Annotated in this window: 16 protein-coding genes; 6 read left to right on the top strand and 10 right to left on the bottom strand. The window is 45.2% G+C overall.

What is annotated here, in order from left to right; translation table 11 throughout:
- Positions 1–65: 65 nt before the first annotated feature.
- Complete coding sequence (locus tag R6242_RS01385; RefSeq protein ID WP_318422968.1) at positions 66–653, bottom strand: HutD family protein; 588 nt, start codon at positions 651–653, stop codon at positions 66–68.
- Positions 654–721: 68 nt separating this feature from the next.
- Between R6242_RS01385 and R6242_RS01380 the strand changes: the two genes are divergently transcribed.
- From R6242_RS01380 to sbcC, 3 genes are all read left to right on the top strand, one after another.
- The gene (locus R6242_RS01380; RefSeq protein ID WP_318422965.1) at positions 722–1,090 is read left to right on the top strand and encodes a YkgJ family cysteine cluster protein; all 369 of its coding nucleotides are present in this window, start codon (positions 722–724) and stop codon (positions 1,088–1,090) included.
- Positions 1,091–1,178: 88 nt separating this feature from the next.
- Positions 1,179–2,387 carry an exonuclease subunit SbcD gene (sbcD, locus tag R6242_RS01375; RefSeq protein WP_318422963.1) on the top strand — a complete coding sequence of 403 codons (1,209 nt, stop codon included), beginning with the start codon at positions 1,179–1,181 and terminating at the stop codon, positions 2,385–2,387.
- The gene (sbcC, locus tag R6242_RS01370; protein WP_318422960.1) at positions 2,384–5,761 is read left to right on the top strand and encodes an exonuclease subunit SbcC; all 3,378 of its coding nucleotides are present in this window, start codon (positions 2,384–2,386) and stop codon (positions 5,759–5,761) included. Before sbcD ends, sbcC begins: the two co-directional genes overlap by 4 nt.
- A 606-nt stretch (positions 5,762–6,367) precedes the next feature.
- On the opposite strand, the gene R6242_RS01365 is transcribed toward sbcC, so the two are convergent.
- The 3 genes from R6242_RS01365 to R6242_RS01355 are packed head-to-tail and all read right to left on the bottom strand — an operon-like array spanning position 6,368 to position 10,151.
- Positions 6,368–6,835, bottom strand: coding sequence for a YfiR family protein (locus tag R6242_RS01365; protein ID WP_318422957.1), 468 nt, complete (start codon positions 6,833–6,835; stop codon positions 6,368–6,370).
- A gap of 26 nt (positions 6,836–6,861) precedes the next feature.
- Positions 6,862–8,832: a TonB-dependent receptor plug domain-containing protein gene (locus R6242_RS01360; protein ID WP_318422955.1), complete on the bottom strand. Its 1,971-nt coding sequence runs from the start codon at positions 8,830–8,832 to the stop codon at positions 6,862–6,864.
- A 2-nt stretch (positions 8,833–8,834) separates the two neighbouring features.
- On the bottom strand, positions 8,835–10,151 hold the full coding sequence (locus R6242_RS01355) for a diguanylate cyclase domain-containing protein (protein ID WP_318422953.1): 1,317 nt from the start codon (positions 10,149–10,151) through the stop codon (positions 8,835–8,837).
- 641 nt (positions 10,152–10,792) lie between these two features.
- On the opposite strand from R6242_RS01355, the gene R6242_RS01350 reads away from it, so the two are divergent.
- Entirely contained in the window at positions 10,793–11,119 is a 327-nt protein-coding gene (locus R6242_RS01350) for an FKBP-type peptidyl-prolyl cis-trans isomerase (RefSeq protein ID WP_412099405.1), read from the top strand.
- A gap of 81 nt (positions 11,120–11,200) precedes the next feature.
- On the opposite strand, the gene aceK is transcribed toward R6242_RS01350, so the two are convergent.
- The 4 genes from aceK to R6242_RS01330 all read right to left on the bottom strand — a co-directional run bounded on the left by aceK (position 11,201) and on the right by R6242_RS01330 (position 16,824).
- Positions 11,201–12,982: a bifunctional isocitrate dehydrogenase kinase/phosphatase gene (gene aceK / locus R6242_RS01345; RefSeq protein ID WP_318422947.1), complete on the bottom strand. Its 1,782-nt coding sequence runs from the start codon at positions 12,980–12,982 to the stop codon at positions 11,201–11,203.
- Positions 12,983–13,216: 234 nt separating this feature from the next.
- The gene (locus R6242_RS01340) at positions 13,217–14,395 is read right to left on the bottom strand and encodes an acetyl-CoA C-acetyltransferase (protein WP_318422944.1); all 1,179 of its coding nucleotides are present in this window, start codon (positions 14,393–14,395) and stop codon (positions 13,217–13,219) included.
- Between the two features lie 175 nt (positions 14,396–14,570).
- Positions 14,571–16,292 carry a class I poly(R)-hydroxyalkanoic acid synthase gene (locus tag R6242_RS01335; protein ID WP_318422941.1) on the bottom strand — a complete coding sequence of 574 codons (1,722 nt, stop codon included), beginning with the start codon at positions 16,290–16,292 and terminating at the stop codon, positions 14,571–14,573.
- Between the two features lie 238 nt (positions 16,293–16,530).
- Positions 16,531–16,824 (bottom strand): hypothetical protein, encoded by a 294-nt coding sequence (locus R6242_RS01330; RefSeq protein ID WP_318422939.1) that lies wholly within the window; start codon positions 16,822–16,824, stop codon positions 16,531–16,533.
- On the opposite strand from R6242_RS01330, the gene pbpG reads away from it, so the two are divergent.
- Positions 16,823–17,605 carry a D-alanyl-D-alanine endopeptidase gene (gene pbpG, locus R6242_RS01325; RefSeq protein WP_293937816.1) on the top strand — a complete coding sequence of 261 codons (783 nt, stop codon included), beginning with the start codon at positions 16,823–16,825 and terminating at the stop codon, positions 17,603–17,605. The genes R6242_RS01330 and pbpG overlap by 2 nt on opposite strands.
- Before the next feature lie 70 nt (positions 17,606–17,675).
- Here the strand turns inward: pbpG and apbC are convergent, their stop codons facing one another.
- Positions 17,676–18,767 carry an iron-sulfur cluster carrier protein ApbC gene (gene apbC, locus R6242_RS01320; RefSeq protein WP_293937838.1) on the bottom strand — a complete coding sequence of 364 codons (1,092 nt, stop codon included), beginning with the start codon at positions 18,765–18,767 and terminating at the stop codon, positions 17,676–17,678.
- Between the two features lie 303 nt (positions 18,768–19,070).
- On the bottom strand, positions 19,071–19,937 hold the full coding sequence (locus R6242_RS01315; RefSeq protein WP_318422935.1) for a penicillin-binding transpeptidase domain-containing protein: 867 nt from the start codon (positions 19,935–19,937) through the stop codon (positions 19,071–19,073).
- 236 nt (positions 19,938–20,173) lie between these two features.
- Here R6242_RS01315 and R6242_RS01310 point away from each other — a divergent pair, with 236 nt between their 5' ends.
- Positions 20,174–21,733, top strand: a complete 1,560-nt coding sequence (locus R6242_RS01310) for a hypothetical protein (RefSeq protein WP_318422932.1) — start codon at positions 20,174–20,176, stop codon at positions 21,731–21,733.
- Positions 21,734–21,782 lie beyond the last annotated feature (49 nt).

Below are 21,782 nucleotides of genomic sequence, written 5' to 3'. Positions count from 1 at the left end.
CAAAAAACAAACAAATAAAGAAATAATACTACCCTACCTTGCCAATTTTATTGAATCAAAATTCATCAGGCTTTATTTAGCTGCACCCCAAATAAACGCACTTCACCATAAGGCACCAGCAGCCATTGCCCACTATCACCCTCATCCAAATACAGACTATCAAATTGCTTAAGAACAAACTGCAGCTCGCCCTGCTGGCACAATAAAGATTCACCCTCAGCCAAAAAAAACATCCGCGCTTCTCCTTCAAGCACTAAGGTTTCAGGCTGGCTGAATCGCAGCTGGCTTAGCTTCTGCGTGTAGCTTGCACGCCGTGTCATCACATTAAAATCCAGAACTTCACCTTGCAGCAAGCTGGCAAAAATTTTCTCTTCCCCAGCAAAGCACCGCGCCTCATCCTGCGGCGTAAGATTAAAAGCAGCCCCACCATTGATCTCTACGGCAATGCCTGCACCGGCCAAAATCGCCAAGCTTCTGTCAACCCCGTAAAAATCAGAAAAGCCGCCGCTCTGCCCCACCTTGGCCATGCTGATCCGCCAATCAAAATCGGTAAGCCCAGCCCCAGCCGGTGACACAGCAATCTGATAAGTCTGCCCACCGCCGTTTTTCCACGGCTGTGCGGCCAAATCATCTTTCCTTAAAACATGCGCCATGCTGGTATTACCCCTTAAATAACTGACATTTATCTGACATAATATTAAATTATAATCATGGGCACGGCATGCCGTGCCCCTACATCTTACTTAATACACCCTCCTTCACCCATACGATGCATTGCCAAACCTGCGGCGCTTGCTGCGCTCACTTTCGTGTTTCTTTCTACTGGGGCGAAACCGATGCCGCCCCGCAGGGTAGTGTCCCCGCCACCCTGACCATCCCCATCAGCCCCCACTATGTTGCCATGCGCGGCAGCACCAGCAAACCTTGCCGCTGCATCGCCCTTGGCGGACAAGTCGGTGAAAGCGTCAGCTGCCAGATTTATGCCCAACGCTCCAGCACCTGTAAGAGCGTCAACGTAGGAGATGAGCAGTGTAATAAAGCTAGACTCAGCCATGGCATGTCAAGCATCGTTCCTGCTAGCGTAGCTTAAGTAGCCGTCTTATTTACGGCATGCTTATTCTACAAAGCAAAAAACCGCTACCATGCGTCAGCCTTCTCTCCGTACCCCGAGCATGACTATGAAAATCATCCACACCTCAGACTGGCATCTAGGCCAACATTTTATGGGCAAGACGCGTCAGGCGGAGCATCAGGCTTTTTTAAGCTGGCTAGTTGCCACAGCGCTTGAGCACGATGTGGACGCTATTCTGGTGGCAGGGGATATTTTTGATACCGGCTCGCCGCCCAGTTATGCGCGGGAGCTTTACAACCACTTTATTGTTTCCCTGCAAAAAACTGCGACCAAGCTGATTCTACTTGGCGGCAATCATGATTCAGTTGCTACTTTAAGTGAAAGTAAATCGCTGCTGGCTGAGTTAAACACTACGGTGATTGCCGGAGTGAGTGATGAGCTGGCCGAGCAAGTTTTAGTGCTGAAGCAAAAAGATGGCACGCCTGGGGCAATTATTTGTGCGATTCCGTTTATCCGGCCAAGAGATGTGCAGCAAAGCCTAGCTGGGCAAAGCGCTGAAGAAAAACAGCTCTCATTGCAAGATGGCATCTTTAAGCACTACCAAGCGCTATATCAACTGGCCTTAGCCAAACGTGCTGAATATCCACAAGCGCAGCTACCTATCGTCGCCACCGGCCACCTCACCACGGTAGGGGCCAGCGCCAGCGAATCGGTCAGGGAGATTTATGTTGGCGCGCTGGAAGCTTTCCCCACCAGCGCCTTTCCGCCTGCTGACTATATTGCTCTGGGCCATATTCATCGCCCGCAAAAAGTCGGCGGCTTGGAGCATATTCGCTATTGCGGCTCGCCTATCCCGCTTAGCTTTGACGAGGCAAAGCAGACTAAAGAAGTGCTGCTGATTACGCTCAACCATGGTGGCTTGCAGGCTGTCACCCCGCTGCCGGTGCCACGGTTTCAGGAGCTACTCAGCTTACGCGGCAACCTTGCCGAGCTGGAAGTGGCCATCAGCCAAATCACTGCCGAGCAAAATGTATGGCTAGAAGTGCTCGTCAGCCAAGACGATTACCTCAGCGATTTACCCAGCCGTATTCAAGCCATGATTGGCGACAAAAGCATAGAAGTGCTGCGTATCCGTAAGGAGCGTAATACGGCGGCAAGCTGGCAGCCAGGCCACACAGAAACACTGGCAGAACTCAGCCCCGCCGATGTATTTAGCCAACGCATCGCTGGCGAAGAGCTAGAGCCCAGCTTACAAAAACAGCTAGAAGGCCTGTATACAGAAATTGTTTTGGGCTTACAGGAAGCCAAGCCATGAAACTACTGACGCTGCGCTTAAAAAATATTAATTCGCTCAAGGGCGAGTGGAAGATCGACTTTACTGCTGCGCCGTTTAAAGACAACGGCCTATTTGCGATTACCGGCCCGACAGGTGCGGGCAAAACCACGCTGCTGGATGCCATTTGCCTAGCGCTATATCACCAAACGCCCAGAATGAGCAGCGTCTCCGCCAGCAGCAATGAGCTGATGACGCGCCACACCGCCGATTGCTTGGCCGAGGTGGAGTTTGAAGTCAAAGGCGCGCGCTACCGAGCATTTTGGAGCCAGCGCCGTGCGCGCAATCTGCCGGGTGGCGCTTTGCAAGCCCCTAAAGTAGAGCTAGCCGATGCATCAGGACAAATCCTCAGCGATAAGATTAATGAAAAACTTAGGCTAACCGAAACGCTAACGGGGCTAGATTTTGGCCGTTTTACTAAATCAATGTTACTGGCGCAGGGCTGCTTTGCTGCGTTTTTAAATGCCGATGCCAATGAGCGTGCCGAGCTGTTAGAAGAGCTCACCGGCACCGATATTTACGGCCAGATTTCGCAAAGTGTTTTTGAGCAGTGCAAAAACAGTAAGCAGGAGCTCGATCAACTCAAAGCCAAAGCCTCTGGCGTGGAGCTAATGAGCGAGGAGCAAAAAAGCAACTTGCACGCCCAGCTTAGCGAGCTGGCCAGCAGCGAGGCGGCACTTAAAAGGCAGCAGCTCAATAGCCAGAATAATAAACAGTGGTGCGAGGCGCTTAACCTTGCCCAGCGCCAGCTGCAAGATGCAGAGCAGCAGCGGCAACAGGCCGATGCCGAGCTCATCAGCAAGCAGGCAGAGCTGGCCCAACTGGCCAGTAGCCAGCCCGCCGAAAAACTCCAAGCCCCTTGGTCGGCGCTAGAAAATGCCCAGCTAGCCAGCCAACAAACCCAAGCAGAACTGGCCGCCTTGGCGCAGCAGCAAGATGAAACCCTGCAGTTACACAGCAAAAAGCGCTGGCAAGCGTATCAATACGCCACGCAAATAGCCGCCACTCAGCAACAACAACTGCACACATCCCAAGCGGCGCAAAACACCCTAAGGCAAGCCCAGCAGCCTGCGTTTGCCAAGCTGGGCGAACAACTCAGTGGCTGGCGTGTGGCTTTCAGCGGCTTAGCCAGCTTAAATAGCGACATCCAAAGCTTACAGACCGAGCTGGGCCAAGAGGCGAGCGAACAACTCGCCGCAACAGTAAAGCAGCAGCAGGCACAAGTGGGCAGCGCCCATAGCCATTACCAACACACCCTAGCCACTGAGCAAGCGCTACTCAATACCTGGCAGCAAACCCTTGCAGGCAAGGACGAAGCCCGTATTTGGGCCGACTGGCAAGCACTGCTAGCGCGTGGCGTAGATTTAAACAAGCTAGAAGAGCTGAGCAATACCCGTCAGCAAAGCGCTGCTCAAGCTAGCGCCGTGCAACAGCAGTTGCATGACTCCCAGCAAGCCTTTGCCAGCAAGGATCAAGATTTAGCCGCGCTTAGAATTCAGTTTGCCAGTTGCAAGCAGCAGCTCAATGACAAGCAAAAGCTACTAGAGCAAGAGCGGCGGATTACGGATCTAGAAGCGCATCGTCAGCAATTACAGGCCGACACCGCCTGCCCGCTGTGTGGATCGCTTGAGCACCCTGCGATTGCGGCCTACCAAGCACTCAATGTTTCCGCCACCGAGGCGGAGCTAGCCAATAAACAACTCGAGCTAGAAAACCTGACCGAGCAAGGCAATGCGCTTAGAAAAGAGCACGATCACTTAGATAACGTGATTAAGGGCCTACAAACGCAGCTGCAACTGCTACAAACCCAGCTGACCAATCAGGAACAAGCTTGGCAAACGCTGGCACAGCCAGGCGATCTGGCCGAGCTTAGGCAGCAGCACGATGCGGCGATTATTGCCACGCAAGCCACTTTAGAGCAGCTTAGCAGCAGCAAAACCGCCTTAGAAGCCGCAAAAACGGCTAGCCATGCCGCCGAAAAAGCTTGGGCAGAATGCACACAAGCGCTGACGCTTACCGAGCAAAAACTAAGCAGCGCATTACAAAATCGCCAAGATTTAGCCGCAAGGCTTAGCAAGCTGAGCGAGCAATACCAAGCCCAAGCCAACGCGCTACGCCTGTCTTTACCTGAGCAAATCCTCCCTGCCAACAGCACAATCTGGCTGGCCGAGCGCGAAGCAGAGTGGCATAGCTGGCAGGCAAACGAGCAAGGCTTGCAAGCGCTAACTCAGACTATTTATATCCAAGGCGAAGAAAACCGCGTGGCAAGCGAGCAAGCGGCGCACTGGCAACAGCAAGCAGCAGGCACCACAGGCGAGCCGCTACATTCAAGCCAGCCAGAGCGTGATCTAGCCTCCTGTAGCCAACAAATCAGCCAGCTGCAAGATCAAAAAAACCAGCAGACAGGCACCGCACTGGCCCTAAGAAAACGCGCCGCAGATCATACCCTAGCCCTCAATACCGCCACCGATCACTGGGCCACGGCGCTGGCTGCCAGCCCCTTTGCAGACCAAGCCGCCTTTTTGGCAGCAAGGCTGGATGAGGTGCAGCGAGCGGAGCTGATCGCGCTAAAGCAGCGGCTTGATACCGCCAAAATTCAGGCCAATGCCCTACTCACCCAAGCCCAGCAAGCCGAGCAGCTATTAAAAGCAGCGCCCAAAACCAGTCAAAGCTTAGCCGAGTTAGAACAAGAGCTGGCCCAGCTTGCTGCAGCCATCTGCCAGAGCAATCAGCAGCAGGGCGAGATTCGCGGCGCGCTCGCCAGTGATGCAGCCAGAAAAGTGGGCCAAGCAGCCTTATTTGAGCAAATCAATGCCCAAACAATGGATTACGATCTTTGGCAGCATCTAAACAGCCTGATTGGCTCGGCAGATGGGGCAAAATATCGCAAATTTGCACAGGGCTTAACGCTAGAGCATTTAATCCAACTGGCCAATCGTCAGCTAGAACGCCTACATGGCCGCTACCAGCTGATACGTAAAAGCAGCGGCGAGCTGGAGCTGGGAATTATCGATACTTGGCAAGGCGATGTGGCACGGGATACCCGCACCCTCTCTGGCGGTGAAAGCTTTTTAGTCAGCCTAGCGCTGGCGCTGGCGCTATCGGACTTGGTAAGCCATAAAACCTCGATAGACTCGCTGTTTTTAGACGAGGGCTTTGGCACACTGGATGGCGAAACGCTAGAAATTGCGCTCGATGCGCTCGACCAGCTCAATGCCAGCGGCAAAATGATCGGCATCATCAGCCATGTGGAGGCGCTAAAAGAGCGCATCCCCGTACAATTAAAAATCCATAAATCATCAGGATTGGGCATCAGCAAAATGGATAAGCAATATGCCTGTGCCAGTGAAGCCTGAAATAATCTAGGCTGGGCCAAGGCAATATATCTTGCCCATCCTTGATTACCTGATTAGTGGCTTTACGCTCAATCCTATCAACTTAAGCAATATGCCATTCGTAGGGCGGGGAAACCCGCGAGCGATACTAAAGAAACGCGGGTTTCACCCGCCCTACGCTGTTTCAACGCTTGTAATAGAGAGATCAAAGTTGATCGCTTAAGGTTTAACGATCAACAGTGCTCTTAAGTTGATAGGATTGGCTTTACTCTGCACGACCAGCGTCATTCCCGCGCAGGCGGGAATCCAGCTACGCTACTGAATCCCCGACAAAAACACGAGTATATGACGCTTTTTTAGCCCGCTGAAAATTCAAGAAAATTTAGCTTGGCGTTTAATACGGGGTCTACTGGTAATGCCGTTCACTTAAGGTGTTGGTTTTGCTTCCCTCTTTACAAAGGGGAAACTTAAGCAAAATATTTAAGTGAACGGCATTAGGGTCTACTGGTGTTTTTCGTGGACTGCGCCTTTTTTTACCTTGCAGCATCACGGCAGTTATTAAATGAATAGAATTGCTTAATAACACGCAAATTGTCTTGTTTGCCGTGAATAAAAAACCATCCGCACTCACCTTACCTCTTTTGCCAATTTAAGTAATTGTGCACTCATCACCAAGCCAACATTATTAGCTTGGGTGCGGTTTATTTTAAAGCTGATACGATTGGGCTCGGTAACCAAAACAATCACCGCTTTTTCTTCAAAAGCATCGGCACTATCGCCAATCACTAAAATAGGCAAAGGCCTTAACATAGGCATAATACTATTAAAATTTTCCCGTGCCCCAATAAAAACCACATTGCAATCTGTTGCAGTTTTAATAGATGGCAATTTAATCACACGTATAGAGTTACCATTTATTTTTCTATCTTTAAATTTTTCTAATTCATCAAAAATTTCTTTTTGCCCCAATACACACAGCAATGTTTCTTTATTAGGTGGCGGGGGCCAGCTCGTATATTGAGCAAACCTAAAAATAAAGGTAGCTTTCAACTCAAACTCATCTACAACCGCCCAAGCATTTGCAGAAATAAACAAGAATAATAAAAATAAGCGGCTCATGATCAATACCTCACATTGAGCTTAAGCCGAATATCACGACCATCTTGTTTAGCTGAAAATGAATCATAATTTGCAATGCGCGTTGCTTCTCTATAAGAAACATCGCCAATATTATGTGCAGTTAAAGAAATAGAAAAGTTTTTATTAAGCTCACCATTTAGGCTCATATCACCCAGCCATTGCGGATCTAAATGGCCAAAAAATATTTCTCGGCCGCTTAGATAGCGCAACTCACTTGCTAGCTTCCAATGCGAATCGAATAAAGGCACAGAGAATTTAAAATTAAGCATATGCCGAGGAGAGTTAAACACCTCATGACCAGCAATCGTGGTTCTTTGTAATGAATAAGCTAATTTTGCTTGAAGGCCATTTTTAAAACGCTGCTCCAGCTCTGTCTCCCAGCCTATGCTTTTTATTTCTTCCAGATTAAGGTAAACAAGACCTGTCTCATAGTTAGCCTGCCCAATTAAATCACTCATCCTATAGTGGTAGAGAGAGCTATTAAACTTAGTGCTCGGCGAAAAATAATGCTCAGCGGCCAACTCTATAGTGTTTATTTTCTCTGCATTGGCTACATGAAAAAAATTAGCTTCATTCTGTGTCTGTTCAAAAAAATTAGGATTGCGAAAAGCAGATCCATACAATAATTTAAAATTTGTTTTATCCTGTGGATTCCAAATTAGCCCTAATCGTGGATTAACATTACTTCCAAATTCAGTATAATCTAATCTAGCCCCAGCAATAAAAGTAAGCTGATCATTAATCGAGATTTCATCCTGCGTAAATGCCGCAAAACGTTGACTAGATTGCTGACGGTTAACTTGACTATCCCAGCCTTCAATATAGCTACGCCACGATTGCTCTACATTTAAACGCCCTTCAACCCCCAATAATATTTTATGCCCTTCCAGCCGATTATTAACGACCTGAAACTCACCATCCCACCAGCGCCCTATTGCATCTTCCTTGGCAATAAACATGGACGTTGGATCAAAGTAAAATGGATTACTGCCCTGATACTCTTCTTCGTGATAGTTTAAACGCGTTTGAAAATTCCAATCATTAAATAAACTAAACTCATAACTCATCCCAACAAATGCATGCTGGCTACTTGCAACTGATTTACCATTCATAATTAATAGCTGATCATTGGTAAAATTCATTAATACTGGATTACCTTTCTCTCTGTTACTAAATACGCCTGTTAATTGCAATCCACCTATAGAAAATTTAGCAAATATATTATTATTTATTTCATCATCTATTGCCGCACTGCCTTTAAAATCAGGTGCAACAACAGAATAATCCATATAGGCAGTAGTAGATGGCCCTCCACGATAAAACTGGCTGGCTGATAATAAATATTCAGCACCGTTATCTAATCTTTTTGCCACACTGGCACGTAATTTATGTGTATTAAAGCTGCCATATTCAAGCGATGCCTCGGTACCCCGTAGGCTTGAAGCTCCACGGGTTAAAATATTCACCACGCCAAAAAAAGCGTTATTGCCATAGATGGCCGATCCCGGCCCTGCTGCGTATTCAACCCTATCAATTAAATCAACGTCCAATGGAAATTCATTACCCACCAAAGCACTATCAAATACATTGTTATTTAAGCGAATACCATCAATTAAAATTAGCACGCGGGTATTATAATCACCAGGAATAGCAACCCCTCTTGCCCCTAAAAAAGTATTTACATAATCATAACTGGTATCAAGGCCAGGCAAACTGCGTAATATCTCGCCTAACGTGCGATAGCCATATTCTGCAATATCATCGTGGCTTAAAACACGCACTGCAGAAGGCGCTTTCTGAATTCTTTGTGAAAACTTAGAAGCAGTCGATGCATCTACATTCCTAGATGGGTTTAACAAGCCAGTATCCAATAGATCTTCCAGACTAGGATCGCCATCGGCTAAAGCATGATTAACATAAAATGCTAAAAATAAAATAAATAATTTTTTCATATTTATTCAGAATAAACGAAAGACATATTTTTGCCCATTTTTTTTGCCTGATACATCGCTAAATCAGCATAATGCAAGAGCATTTTTTCATCACGAGCATGTAATGGGCAGCAGGCAATACCAATACTTGCACCCACAGGCATAATATCCCCGTGAATAATAATATCTTGATTAACAGCCGCAACTAATCGATCGGCCAAATGGCTTACAGCTTCTATATTTGCAATATGAGGCAAAATAACAGCAAATTCATCACCTCCCAAACGGCAAGGCATATCAGTGCTGCGCAATAAAACATTTAAGCGCTGGGCAATAATAATCAGTACTGCATCACCTGCTTCATGCCCATATTGATCGTTAACATATTTAAAATTATCTAAGTCAATAAACATCAGTGCTGAAAACTGCTCAGTCACTAATGATTGCTCCACCATTTTTGCCAAGGCCTGATTAAAATAATGACGATTAGGTAACTTAGTTAAATTATCATAGTTAGCTAAAAGATCTAGGCATCGGGCCGATTCTTTACTTTGATCCAGCTCTGCACGAATATCCGTTTCCCATGCCTCAATTTTGGCCAACATTTGATTGAAGTGATAAGACAAACGCCCAAGCTCATCCCGTCCCCTTGGCTGAGCACGTAAACTATAATTACGCTCTGAAGCCACTTTTTCTGCAATAGCAGATAACTCAAAAATAGGAGCCAAGGCTTTTACTTGCAAACGGTTTAAAATAATGGAAGCAATCACAATCGCAATTGCAATCAGGACTAGCCCAAATAAGAAAAACTGCAGCGTTTCTGTATAAATAGCATCAAAGCCAATTTGTAATTTAATCTTGCCTAAAGGCTCTCCATCCAGTGCAACTGGCGTAAGCACAACAATATGGTCATAAGTCATTTCAACGGCTGAATGTGGCAGCAGTTTAATCAGGAATGGCGGCGGGCTATCAGCTGCAAGTACACCCCACTCTACAAAGGTTTTATTTTTGGTATTTACAATACTTAAATAGCGTAAATCTGGCATGTCAGTAAAGGAATGCACCAAGGTTTTTGCCGCTTTTTGATCGTTGAAAACCAGCATGGGTGCAACATTATTAGCCAGAATATGAGCATTGGCTAAGGCTTCACTTTTTAAACGCTGAGTTGCAATATAGCTATAGGATGCGGAAAAAAGTGCTAAGCAGACGAGCAAAGTGCTTGCAATGCCTAATACATTCAGTAGTAATAATTTCTTTGCAAGCGGCCAGCTTCCAATACGGCCAACGTGTAGGCTAAGCCCAATCTTTTTCCTCCACCAACGACTTGATTTTACTTGCATAAATATACCAATAAAAGAAGCTGCGCATAAAAATATAAGTTTATCATTTACTTCGCTAATATAGCTTCTTACTTAATAAAATTTTATAAATTTTCAACGCAGCTTTACGACGAGAAATCCCCATTAAAAGGATGAGCATGAAAAATTTAGCTGTTTATTTAGGTAACCTCGAAAAACCCATCTGATCTCATAATACTGCGTTGCGCATTAAAAAAATCTCCTTACATATCAAGCATATGCAGCGTCTATTTTTTTAATACGCGCCTTGTCTTATTTAGAAATATAGGTTTTTCGAGGCCCCCTTTAATCAAGCGGCTGAATAAAACCATTTAAAAATCAACTAAAAACTTAATTCCCACACGATATTAAATATATTTAAGCGAAGTACCCTTATTAAAAAGCATTTTTATACACGCCCGTTGATGCCTACGCACTATGCGCCTTAGTCACGCCACAAAACCCAATTTACTTACACTAAAATTATTTATGGACGTGTTATAGTTTACGCACAGTAAACTTAGGAAGCTTTATAAATGAAATCTCGCTTATTCTGTATTGCCCTAGGCCTTGCTAGCCTGAATGGCATCGCCCAGGCGGCCACCCCAGCTGCACTTACTACGGCCCCAAGTAAACTAGAGCAGATCGATGTAAAAGTAGGAAGTGGCAAAGAAGCTGTTGCAGGAAGCACAGTTACAGTGCATTACAGTGGCTGGCTTTTTGACGCTAAGGCGGAAAAACAGCACGGCCCCCTGTTTGATAGCTCGGTGGGTAAAAGCCCTTTTAGCTTTCCACTTGGTGCAAAACGCGTCATTAAGGGCTGGGATGCGGGTGTGGCAGGGATGAAAATTGGCGGCAAACGCACGCTCATTATTCCTGCAGATCTGGCTTATGGCGCACGCGGTGCTGGCGACGTTATTCCCCCAAATGCCCCTCTGGTGTTTGATGTTGAATTACTTGAGGTGAAATAAAAAGATTATCCAATTTTATTTTCACGCCACAAAATACACCCAAGCCATATTGTTTGGGTGTATTTCATGATTAGCATACATTTATGATTTATTTGGGAAACGCTTAGTAAAGCGCTCTTCCTGTGGGTAAGGAAAAAAATCTTCAATAAAGCCCTGCTTAATACGCTCTTTTGCATTCTTCCAAAAGCCCACGGTAAGTAAATCTGCATGATGCTTCATAAACGCTTTTTTAACATCATCCCTGCCCAATAGAAACGTGCCAAATTCTTCGGGATACACTTCATTAGGATTACCGCTAAACCAAGTGTCGCTGCTCATTTCAAATTCTGGAGCCGGCGGCGGGGGAATACGGCGAAAATCGCAATCGGTCATATATTCAATTTCATCATAATCATAAAATACTACCCGGCCCTCTCTGGTCACCCCAAAGTTTTTAAATAACATATCGCCAGGAAAAATATTGGCAATTGCTAATTCACGCAAGGCATTACCATAATCTTCAATCACCGCATTGATTTCATCATCACGGCGCTTTTCGATAAAGATATTCAATGGGATCATGCGTCTTTCAATATATAAATGCCGCAAAATAACTTTATCGTCGGTTTCCTCTAAAATAGACGGGGCCAGTTTTCTAATTTCTACTAATAAGTCTTCATTAAAGCGCTCTCTAGGCAAAGCCACATCAGAGAACTCTAGCGAATCGGCCATGCGCCCAACTCGGTCATGCTGTTTTACTAATAAATATTTAGCCTTCACAATGCTACGATCCACTTCTTTAGGCGGGGCAATAATGTCTTTAATAATTTTAAAGACAAAAGGAAACGATGGCAGGGTAAATACAATCATCACCATCCCTTTGGTGCCTGGTGCAAATACAAATGAATCGGTGGAATGACGTAGATGATGAAATAACTCACGGTAAAACATGGTTTTACCCTGTTTACCTAAGCCCAGCATGGTGTAAAGCTCGGCCCGTGATTTATCTGGCATCAGCTTTTGTAAATAGCGCACATAGGCCGATGGCACTTCCATATCCACTAAGAAATAAGCTCGGGATAAGGAAAACAAATGGCTGATTTGCCAAGGCTCAAATAAAGCAGCATCTAAAAATAATTGCCCTTCTGCATCGCGGCAAAGCGGTAAAGCAAAAGGAATTTCTAAATCTTCATGAATCGCTTTACCAATAATATAAACTGCTTTATTGCGGTAAAACGGCGAAGCTAACACTTGGATTTGGGTATTTAAAGCAAACTCTGGCCAACGGCCTAAAAATTTATGCAGAGCAAAGAGCAAGCGATGCACATCTCTGGCCAAATCAGCAAAAGGTAATTCTAAGTTAAAATCCGTAAACATTTTGGCTAGGGTTGCATTCAAGCCAGTTTGGATTGGGTAATAACTGCGATAAATAGGTGGCTCTGATTCTATATATTCAGTAGAGACTGCTGGGCGATAAAAAATAAAATCATTATGAAAATAAGTGCGATGCAAAATACGGCAGCATACTGAATTAAAAAAAGTTTCTGCCAGCTCTGGCTGCTGATGATTGATCAATAAGCCAATAAAATAAAGCTTAACTTTCGACCAAATAGCGTCTGGCAAGCTATCTGCATTAAAATCTAGTTTAAGCCGCTCTGCGGTTTCAATCACCCGTAAATCATAAAAAGCGATTCGATCACGCACTTCTGCACGCTGCGCATGAAAATCGCCATCTTTGAAATGAGTTCTAGCCTTGCGGCTTGATTCTCTAAATAAGCGATAGTGCCAATCAAAGCCTTCTTGCAAAGCCAAGGCAATTGCGGCCACTTCCCAGTGATCTGGATTAGGAAAATATAAGCTAGACTCTAATTTAACACCGGTCATGATTTTTTCCTTTAAAAACAAACAGAAACAAGGTATTAGCCCTTGCCATCATCTGCTTATTTATAGACAAAATACGGCCCAACTTTGCAAATCAGAATAAATTAAACATGCTTAATACTAAACGCTTATACAATATACAGCGCCCTGCGGATTGCCCCTATGGAACTTATAAAAACATTCTGAAAAAAAAGCCCTCAATGTGAGGGCTTTGATTAGACATTTAATTGCTAAGCATTAACGCTCTACGGCTAAAGCCACACCCATGCCGCCACCAATACATAGTGTAGCTAGGCCTTTTTTAGCATCACGGCGTTGCATTTCATGCAATAGCGTTACCAAAATACGGCAGCCTGAGGCACCAATTGGATGGCCTAAAGCAATTGCACCACCATTAACGTTTACTTTATTGGCATCCCACTTTAATTCACGCGCTACGCCTAAAGCCTGCGCGGCAAAAGCTTCATTGGCTTCAATTAAATCTAAATCTTCAATACTCCAGCCCAAACGCGCTAATACACGCTGAGTAGCTGGCACTGGGCCCATGCCCATAATCGTTGGGTCTACACCAGCAGAAGCGGCAGCACGAATGGTTGCCAGTGGTGTAAGGCCTAGCTGTTTGGCCTTAGCAGCACTCATCAACATTACCGCAGCAGCACCATCGTTAATGCCCGATGCATTACCTGCGGTTACCGTGCCTTCTTTATCAAAGGCTGCGCGCAGTTTGGCTAAAGATTCAGCGGTGGTGGCTGGTTTGATAAATTCATCTTTATCAAACACGATTGGATCACCTTTCTTTTGTGGAATCAGCACAGGGAAAATTTCTTCTGCAAAGCGGCCAGACTCTTGTGCTGCAGCGGCTTTCATTTGCGAAGACAGTGCTAAGGCGTCTTGCTCTTCACGCGTAATACCGTATTTTTTAGCGATGTTTTCTGCCGTAACGCCCATATGGTAGTTGTTGTACGCATCGGTTAAACCGTCATACACCATAGTGTCGATTAGCGTGGCATTGCCCATGCGAAAACCATCACGGCTACCTGGTAAAATATGGGGCGATGCCGACATATTTTCTTGACCACCCGCAATAACAATTTCGCTTTCACCAGATAAAATAGCCTGCATACCTAGCGCAACCGCTTTAAGCCCAGAGCCACACACTTGATTAATCGTTAATGCAGGAATTGAATCTGGCAGGCCAGCGCGGCGTAGTGCTTGGCGAGCGGGATTTTGACCAAGGCCAGCAGTCAGAACATTGCCTAAAATGACTTCACTGATTTGATCTGCTGCAATGCCGGTTTTTGCAAGCAAACCACGAATTACGGTCGCACCTAGCTCTGCAGCCGGCACTTTAGCTAGGCCACCACCAAAATTGCCTAAAGCAGTACGGCCAGCAGCAACAATCACGATCTCAGTCATGCGGTATTTCCCTTAAATAGGCTGTATCAAGAGTCGGCTTAAACACCTTAATAGCGATCGCTAAACAAGGTATTTAAGCCTGTCAGTGGCAAGATGCCGATCAACATACAAATTAAAGCTTTTAAAACCAACAAGATATCTAACAATTCTTGCTAAATGATGAATCTAAAATGCCTTAAGCCAAACGCTCTTTTACATAGCGGCCAGGTGCTGGTTCAATTGGTTTGAATGCCGCATTGCCGTGCGTTTTAGATGCTGCAACTTGCTCCCCCGATAAAGGAATCAGCCATTGGCTCCAATCCTGCCACCAGCTGCCTGGGCGAGATTCTGCCCCATTAAGCCAAGTTTCCGAATCACCCGATAAATCTTCATTCACCCAGTAATTACGCTTATTGGCTTTTACCGGATTAATCGCGCCTGCGATATGGCCGGAAGCCCCAAGTACATAGCGTAATGGGCCTTTAAAAATACGGGTGCTTAAATAGGCGGATTGCCAAGGCACAATATGATCTTCACGCGCAGCAAAAATATACGTTGGTGCAGTAACGGTAGTTAAATCAATAGGCACACCACAAAGACTAAATGAATTAGGCTTAGTGAGATTGTTTTCCAAATACATATTGCGTAGGAAAAAAGTGTGCATCGGCAAGGCCAAATTAGCCGAATCATTATTCCAATAGAGTAAATCAAACGGTGCTGGCGTTTTACCCTTCAGATAATTATTAACCACGTAGTTCCAAATTAAATCATTAGAACGTAATGCTGAAAAAGTACGAGATAGCTCTTTACCGCCAATCACACCACCTTCGCTTAACAAGGCTTCGCGCTTTTTAATCAGATTCCAATCAATAAAGTGCTTGATATCGCCAGGCTCGGTGTGATCAATCATCACCGTCATCAGCGTGACAGATTCAATCCAATCCAAACCACGCGCTTGCATCACCGGCATAGCGGTAGAAACTAATTCACCGCCAATGCAGAAAGACAGCACATTTATTTTTTCTGCCTTGCCAATCTTACGCACCACATCACAAGCGCTAATCACGCCATTTTCAACGTAATCATCCCACTCTAAGTGCCCCATCTCTGGCGTCACTGATTTCCAGGAAACCAGAAAGGTTTTAAACCCTTGGCTAACGGCGTAGGCCACTAAGGAGTTATCAGGCTGTAAATCCATGATGTAGAACTTGTTTACGCAAGGCGGAACAATCAATAAGGGGCGGGAATAAACTTGAGGAGTAGCAGGGGTGTATTGCAGTAATTGGAACAGCTCGTTTTCAAAAACGACTTGTCCTGGGCTGATGCCTAGATTTTTGCCGACCTCAAATTGAGATTCGTCAGTCATGGTGATAGTGCCTTTCTGCATATCCTCCATTAACTTTTTCATGCCTTCCTGCAGACTTTCGCCTTTACTTTCTAAAGCCAGTTTCATGACTTCTGGATTGGTAAAAGCAAAGTTTGCCGGGCTCATAGCATCGACATATTGGCGAGTAAAGAAACTCATTTTCTCGCGCGCGGCATCATCGGTGTTTGCTTGATCTACCAATTGCAATAACCAACGAGAGGTTACCAAGTAGTTTTGCTTAATGTAATCAAATAGCGGCTGTTCCCACTCTGGCGCATTAAAGCGGCGATCGCCTTTTTCGGGAACAACAACTGGCGCTTTTTCTTTAGCACCAATTAAGCCTAACCATAAATCAAGTTGTTGCTTATAAAAATCGCCATGCTGCGCTAAAAAGGGATTGCTTTGCGTCAATCCAGACATCATCTGATGCATTGGAGCTAGCTCGGCGACAGGTTCGCCAGGTTGAGCCAGATTTACCCAGCTTTGCAACAGTTTCTGGTTGGTCTCAGTAAGCTGCTTGAAAATTTCATCCATCGATTTGTTATTAAACATCGGTTTTCTCCGAAAGCAACTCGAAAGGAACACCATTCTAGCAAATTATTGCTGCACCGCAACAACAAACTTGCTGCAAAAAAACAAAATCACGAAAAAATACTCTAATCCGATTTCTATCAAATCCTACCGTACTATTTGATTTAACATGACATTTTTAAATTCATTGCGTAAAATAAAACCACAATTATGAAGGATGGCAGCGTCATATTTTTGCCGTCCCTAGCCCTTGGAGCCTCTATCTCATGCTGTACCGCATTTTCTCATGCTGCACCCTCGTTGCAGCGCTAGGCCTGGTCGTACCGGCCACTGCGGCGGCAAATACTGGCCATAAATCGGCCACAAAATCGTCGATCTCTAAAACCTCAAGCCACAGTGCTAAAGCCAAAGCTTCAGCGAAGAATAAGTCCGCCAAAGCAACGAAAGCATTAAAAACAACAAAAACGGCGACTAAATCAAGTAACAAACAGATTACCAATCGTGCGATTGCTAACGCGCGTAAAGATGTCACCATTTCACGCGCATTAGCCATGTCAACCACTCTAGATAACCCTGGTGTGCAATCCACGGGCGTGTTGGTGCTCAATGAGCAAAGTGGCGAGATTATGTTTGAGAAAAATGCCGATGCGGTTACACCCATCGCATCGATTACCAAACTCATGACAGCAATGGTTACGCTTGATGCGCAATTGCCATTAAATGAATTGCTAACCATTAGCCAAGCCGATATTGATACACTAAAAAACACCAGCTCGCGTTTAACGGTAGGCACTACCCTTACCCGTGGTGAGTTGCTGCTTTTAGCACTAATGGCTTCTGAAAATCGCGCTGCCGCCGCTTTAGCGCGCACTTTCCCTGCGGGCCAAGCTACTTTTATTCGCAAAATGAATGAAAAAGCTCAATCACTGGGAATGCGCACCAGCCGTTTTTATGATTCAACCGGCTTAACGCCCAATAATGTTTCTACTCCGCGTGAACTAGCTTTGATGGTAAAAGCTGCACACCGCTATCCAGAAATTCATGACTTCACCACCAGCAGTGAATACAGCTTTGTTTCTAACCAAACCGGCAGAAACTTGGCATTCCACAATACCAATCCACTAGTTAAAGCAGAAGACTGGACTATTGGTGTTTCCAAAACCGGTTTTATTAATGAGGCCGGCCGTTGCTTAGTGATGCAGGCCACCATTAATGGCACACCTGTTGTGATTGTTTTACTCGATTCAAATGGCAAATACACCCGTATTGGCGATGCACAACGCGTACGTAAATGGATTGAAACCACATCCGCTAGCAAATCACGCGCTGGTTAATCTTTGATATTCTGTCCATAAAAAAACCCGACATCATATGGTGTCGGGTTTTTTTATATCTGATGAATAATCAAGTATTTTTCTGAATCACAATCTTTGGAAATTTACTGGAGAAGTCTTGTGATTTAGCGGCAATTTTTACCGCTACTTTGCGTGCAATCGATTTATATAGCTCAGCAATTTTGCCATTTGGATCCGCCACCACCGATGGCTTACCGGCATCGGCATTGAGGCGTATCGACAAATCTAGCGGCAATTGGCCTAGCAATTCAATACCATAATCAGCACCCATTTTTGCCCCACCTCCTTCACCAAAAATAGGCTCGGCATGGCCACACTGGCTGCAAATATGCATGCTCATGTTTTCGACTAAGCCTAAAATCGGCACGCCTACTTTCTCAAACATCTTAATGCCCTTACGTGCATCCAGCAGGGCAATATCTTGTGGTGTGGTGACAATCACCGCGCCAGTTACGGGTACTTTCTGACTTAAAGTCAGCTGAATATCACCGGTACCAGGCGGCAAATCAATCACCAAGTAATCGAGCTCGCCCCACATGGTTTCATTCAAAAGCTGGGTTAAAGCTTGAGTAACCATTGGGCCACGCCACACCATAGGCTGCTCGGTATCAATTAAAAATCCAATCGACATCGTTTTAATACCGTGATTTTCAATCGGTAGAATGTATTTATTTTCTACGGCTTCAGGCTTTTGATCTGCAACCCCCATCATGGTTGGCTGCGATGGGCCATAGATATCTGCATCTAATAGCCCCACACTCGCGCCTTCTGCCGCCAGCGCTAAGGCTAAATTAACCGCCGTGGTTGATTTACCTACGCCGCCCTTCCCACTGGCCACCGCAATAATATTTTTAATGCCTTTTTGCAATGGCAAACCACGCTGCGCAGCATGAGCCACAATATGGCTAGATACAGAGGCTTGAGCCGATTTCACCCCATCCACCGCCAGTAAAGCCTGCTCCACTTGGCTTTTAATGGCCGCTAATTGGCTAGCCGCTGGATAGCCCAGCTCAATATCAAGGCTAACCGCCCCCTGCTCAGACTTTAAATTCTTGATACATTTGGCCGAAACATAATCGCGCCCTGTATTTGGATCAATTTCATTAGCAAGCGCGGCAAGCAGCAGATCGGTAGCGGGCATGGCAGATATTCCAGTGGTCTTGCTAAATAGGCGATGAAGAAAAGTCATATATTAGGCAGGGGATGATAAATAATAAGGGGTATTTTCACAATAGATTGGGATGATAAGGGCAAATTCAAGCGATATAAAGCCAGACTTTATTACGAAGCTGTCTTTGTAAACTTACTCAGATGAGCTGCATAGCGCTGCAAGCTATATATGACAGCACCGCCAATGCCTGCCAAGCTGCCTACGAAACACCAAAGTGAGCAAAGAGGCTGCCGATTTAGGCGGTGCCCCTTCGATATTTATGCCGCGCGGTCTTTAAGAGGAAAAATAACTATTCAACAATTTAAGTGAGATTTCTTTTGCAATGGGGCCACCCATTTTCTTATCATCTGCACTTGGAATATTTTCATCCGTAATATTGCTTACAAAAATATATTGTTTACCCGCATTTTCAACCAAGCCAATATACCAGCCATCACGCATTTTTTTGCTGTTCCCCCCTTTATCACTTCTATTTTTCCAGCCGCTACCAGTTTTTCCGTAAAGATCTGCCCCATGGTTTAATTTTCCCACATAAATGATTTTCTTGGTTTCAGCCATGGCTTGCTGGCTAAGTGGTAATGTGCCATTTGCAAACTGCTGCAATAAAGCCAGTTGCTCTTTTGCGGATACTTTTAAACTACTACTCAACCATGCATTACTTAAGCCATTATTTTTGCCTGGATCACCTGAAAAATCCTGATTTCCATAATTAAAATCAGCTAGATATTGTTTTATTTTATCCAAACCAAGCTGTGGTGTGATGTGCTGCGAGACCCAAACCACCGAATACTTCTCCCAGCTAGCTGGGTTTTGATCCTGATTCCAATCAAGAAGATCATAGCGTTGACCATTCCATTTAAATACCGTGTCTTTATTAATAAGCCCTGCATCAAAAGCCATCAGGGCCAAGGGAAGTTTAAAGGTCGAATTCACAGGAATGCGTTGTGAGCAACGATTATTTGGGTTGTATTCACTTAGCATTTTCTTGCTACTGTTATCGTAAAGCATAAAGCAGCCGTCATAGCCTTTAAATAGGCTTTTATAATCAGGCTGAAACGCATGTGCAGAATTAGCCATAGAAAGCAGTATTCCAGTTATAAGTAAATATTTCTTTAATAGCATATTTAATCCTCTATTCATTAATGTGTAAGCCAATCAAGTTACACATAATAATAAAAGCTACACCATTTGGTAAATATGCTATTTTGTAACATGTGTAACCAAGCTGAAGTTAATAAATTTAAATACACAAGCAGCTCGTTTATTATTTGAATGTGGTACTGTATTGCAAATTAAAATTTATTTACACATATTGCATACAGTGTATTTAAGTTATTTACTTCAACGCTTCATAGATTGTTTTATTTAAAGTATTTATGACTAAACCACTATCCCCAATTGTGATTGAATTATCTACGCCTTACCAGGCGGGGGATGAGCCCCTACGTTACCAATCCCTGTGGTTGTTAGTGCGCATGGTTTACGCTCAGCAAATCGAAAAACGTCTATTAACTGCCGCCATCATCCGCGCTAATTTTCCACAGGCACAAGCTATTCGGATGTTAATTTCACGCGCATTTGCAGAATATTCACGCCTACACATCACCGTGGGCTGGGGGCATGATCAACAGCTAAATGTCGCGATGTTAAATCCGGCACAACGCAGCCGAGGGCCGTTTTGGCTAACGCAGAAAAGCTTGGAATGCCTAAAGTTTACCCAGCAGGGCGTAAGCCTAGCCCCTAGCGATCTGGCAACCTTTTTAGGATTACAAACGCCTGCACTACCCAGAATGGGCATAACAGGTGAGCGCAAGGGTGTGGATTATGTCATGCAGGATATGAGTTTTTGGAAGCATCTCACTCAAGGAATGCGTGAAGGCCACGATGGCTTTGTCCGTCCAGCCGCTTTACGCATGAGTGATCCGTTTTTGCTTGCTCAAGAATGCGCCCACGATGATTTTCAGCGGGCGCTCGCTCTAATGAAAGCAAGTTTGGCATGGCGTCGCAGCGATTTATTACCTGAAAGCAAACAAGCCTTAAAGCGCTTTGAACATATTATTGCGGTGGGGCAATTAGCAAGTGCTCAGCCCACATTTGCGGCAATGGCACAAATCGTACACGCATGGGATCGCTATACTCATAGTGATATTGAAGCAGCACGCATGCTACTGCTTCAGCTAGAAGCCTCAACCACACTTGGCCCTGTGGTGCGCTACAACCCTCGCGTACGCTTTGAATACCTTAATTTAAGTGCTTTATTGTACAAATATGACGCGATGGCCGAAGGCTGTACGCTGCGGAAAGAATCCGCCGATGCCGCATTACAAGCGCTAAGCTATGCCTTAGAAGCCGCATGTGAGGCCGATTCTATTGATGCCGTACAACACGTGGCAGCTAATATTGGCTGGTGTTTATGGCTATTTAGCCAACTCAAATTATTAAAGCTCACTCAAGCAAGCGTGCAAGTTCAGGCCATGCGCTGGCTAGGCTTATCAGAATGGATTTGTGATCGGTTTGGTGTTGGTAGTGCCTCGGCTTGGAACACCATTTTTATCCTGCGCATTGCACGCGGTAATTGCTTGCCTGAGGGTGCGGCTTGCTTAGAGGCATTTCGCCTACAACAGCCTTTATCATTAACAGCAGCGGCCACGGCATTACAACCTTTCCCAGCCCCATTTTCAGCGAGTAAAGGCTTTAGCAATTGGTTTTCTTGGGCGCAATTTACGCTAGAAGAATACGACAGTGGCCGTGTCAACTTTCCCCCTTTACAGCTAGCCAATCTCTTACTAGAAGCAGCATGGTTTTGTGTATATGAGCAGGGAGCAAGCCTCATCGCCTATCAAATCATAGAGCGATTGCGCGCCTTGCTATTTGAATTACGCCCAAGCGAGCGAGTATTTTTTCGTGATGCTTTGACGTGTATTCCCCTGCCCTAATAAGTAAACGTGTGCCATATAGGGTACGGGGTGCGCAAAAAAGTGATCA

The sequence above is a fragment of the Iodobacter sp. CM08 genome, from assembly GCF_033446605.1.
Taxonomy (GTDB): domain Bacteria; phylum Pseudomonadota; class Gammaproteobacteria; order Burkholderiales; family Chitinibacteraceae; genus Iodobacter.
This window is presented reverse-complemented; position numbering and strand designations above follow the sequence as displayed.

Bases quoted from the DNA above. Each gene is read 5' to 3' on its own strand.
- R6242_RS01385 (WP_318422968.1), bottom strand. From the start codon at position 653: ATGGCGCATGTTTTAAGGAAAGATGATTTGGCCGCACAGCCGTGGAAA.
- R6242_RS01380 (WP_318422965.1), top strand. From the start codon at position 722: ATGCCGTGCCCCTACATCTTACTTAATACACCCTCCTTCACCCATACG.
- sbcD (WP_318422963.1), top strand. From the start codon at position 1,179: ATGAAAATCATCCACACCTCAGACTGGCATCTAGGCCAACATTTTATG.
- sbcC (WP_318422960.1), top strand. From the start codon at position 2,384: ATGAAACTACTGACGCTGCGCTTAAAAAATATTAATTCGCTCAAGGGC.
- R6242_RS01360 (WP_318422955.1), bottom strand. From the start codon at position 8,832: ATGAAAAAATTATTTATTTTATTTTTAGCATTTTATGTTAATCATGCT.
- R6242_RS01355 (WP_318422953.1), bottom strand. From the start codon at position 10,151: ATGCAAGTAAAATCAAGTCGTTGGTGGAGGAAAAAGATTGGGCTTAGC.
- aceK (WP_318422947.1), bottom strand. From the start codon at position 12,982: ATGACCGGTGTTAAATTAGAGTCTAGCTTATATTTTCCTAATCCAGAT.
- R6242_RS01340 (WP_318422944.1), bottom strand. From the start codon at position 14,395: ATGACTGAGATCGTGATTGTTGCTGCTGGCCGTACTGCTTTAGGCAAT.
- R6242_RS01335 (WP_318422941.1), bottom strand. From the start codon at position 16,292: ATGTTTAATAACAAATCGATGGATGAAATTTTCAAGCAGCTTACTGAG.
- pbpG (WP_293937816.1), top strand. From the start codon at position 16,823: ATGTCAACCACTCTAGATAACCCTGGTGTGCAATCCACGGGCGTGTTG.
- R6242_RS01330 (WP_318422939.1), bottom strand. From the start codon at position 16,824: ATGGCTAATGCGCGTGAAATGGTGACATCTTTACGCGCGTTAGCAATC.
- apbC (WP_293937838.1), bottom strand. From the start codon at position 18,767: ATGCCCGCTACCGATCTGCTGCTTGCCGCGCTTGCTAATGAAATTGAT.
- R6242_RS01315 (WP_318422935.1), bottom strand. From the start codon at position 19,937: ATGAATAGAGGATTAAATATGCTATTAAAGAAATATTTACTTATAACT.
- R6242_RS01310 (WP_318422932.1), top strand. From the start codon at position 20,174: ATGACTAAACCACTATCCCCAATTGTGATTGAATTATCTACGCCTTAC.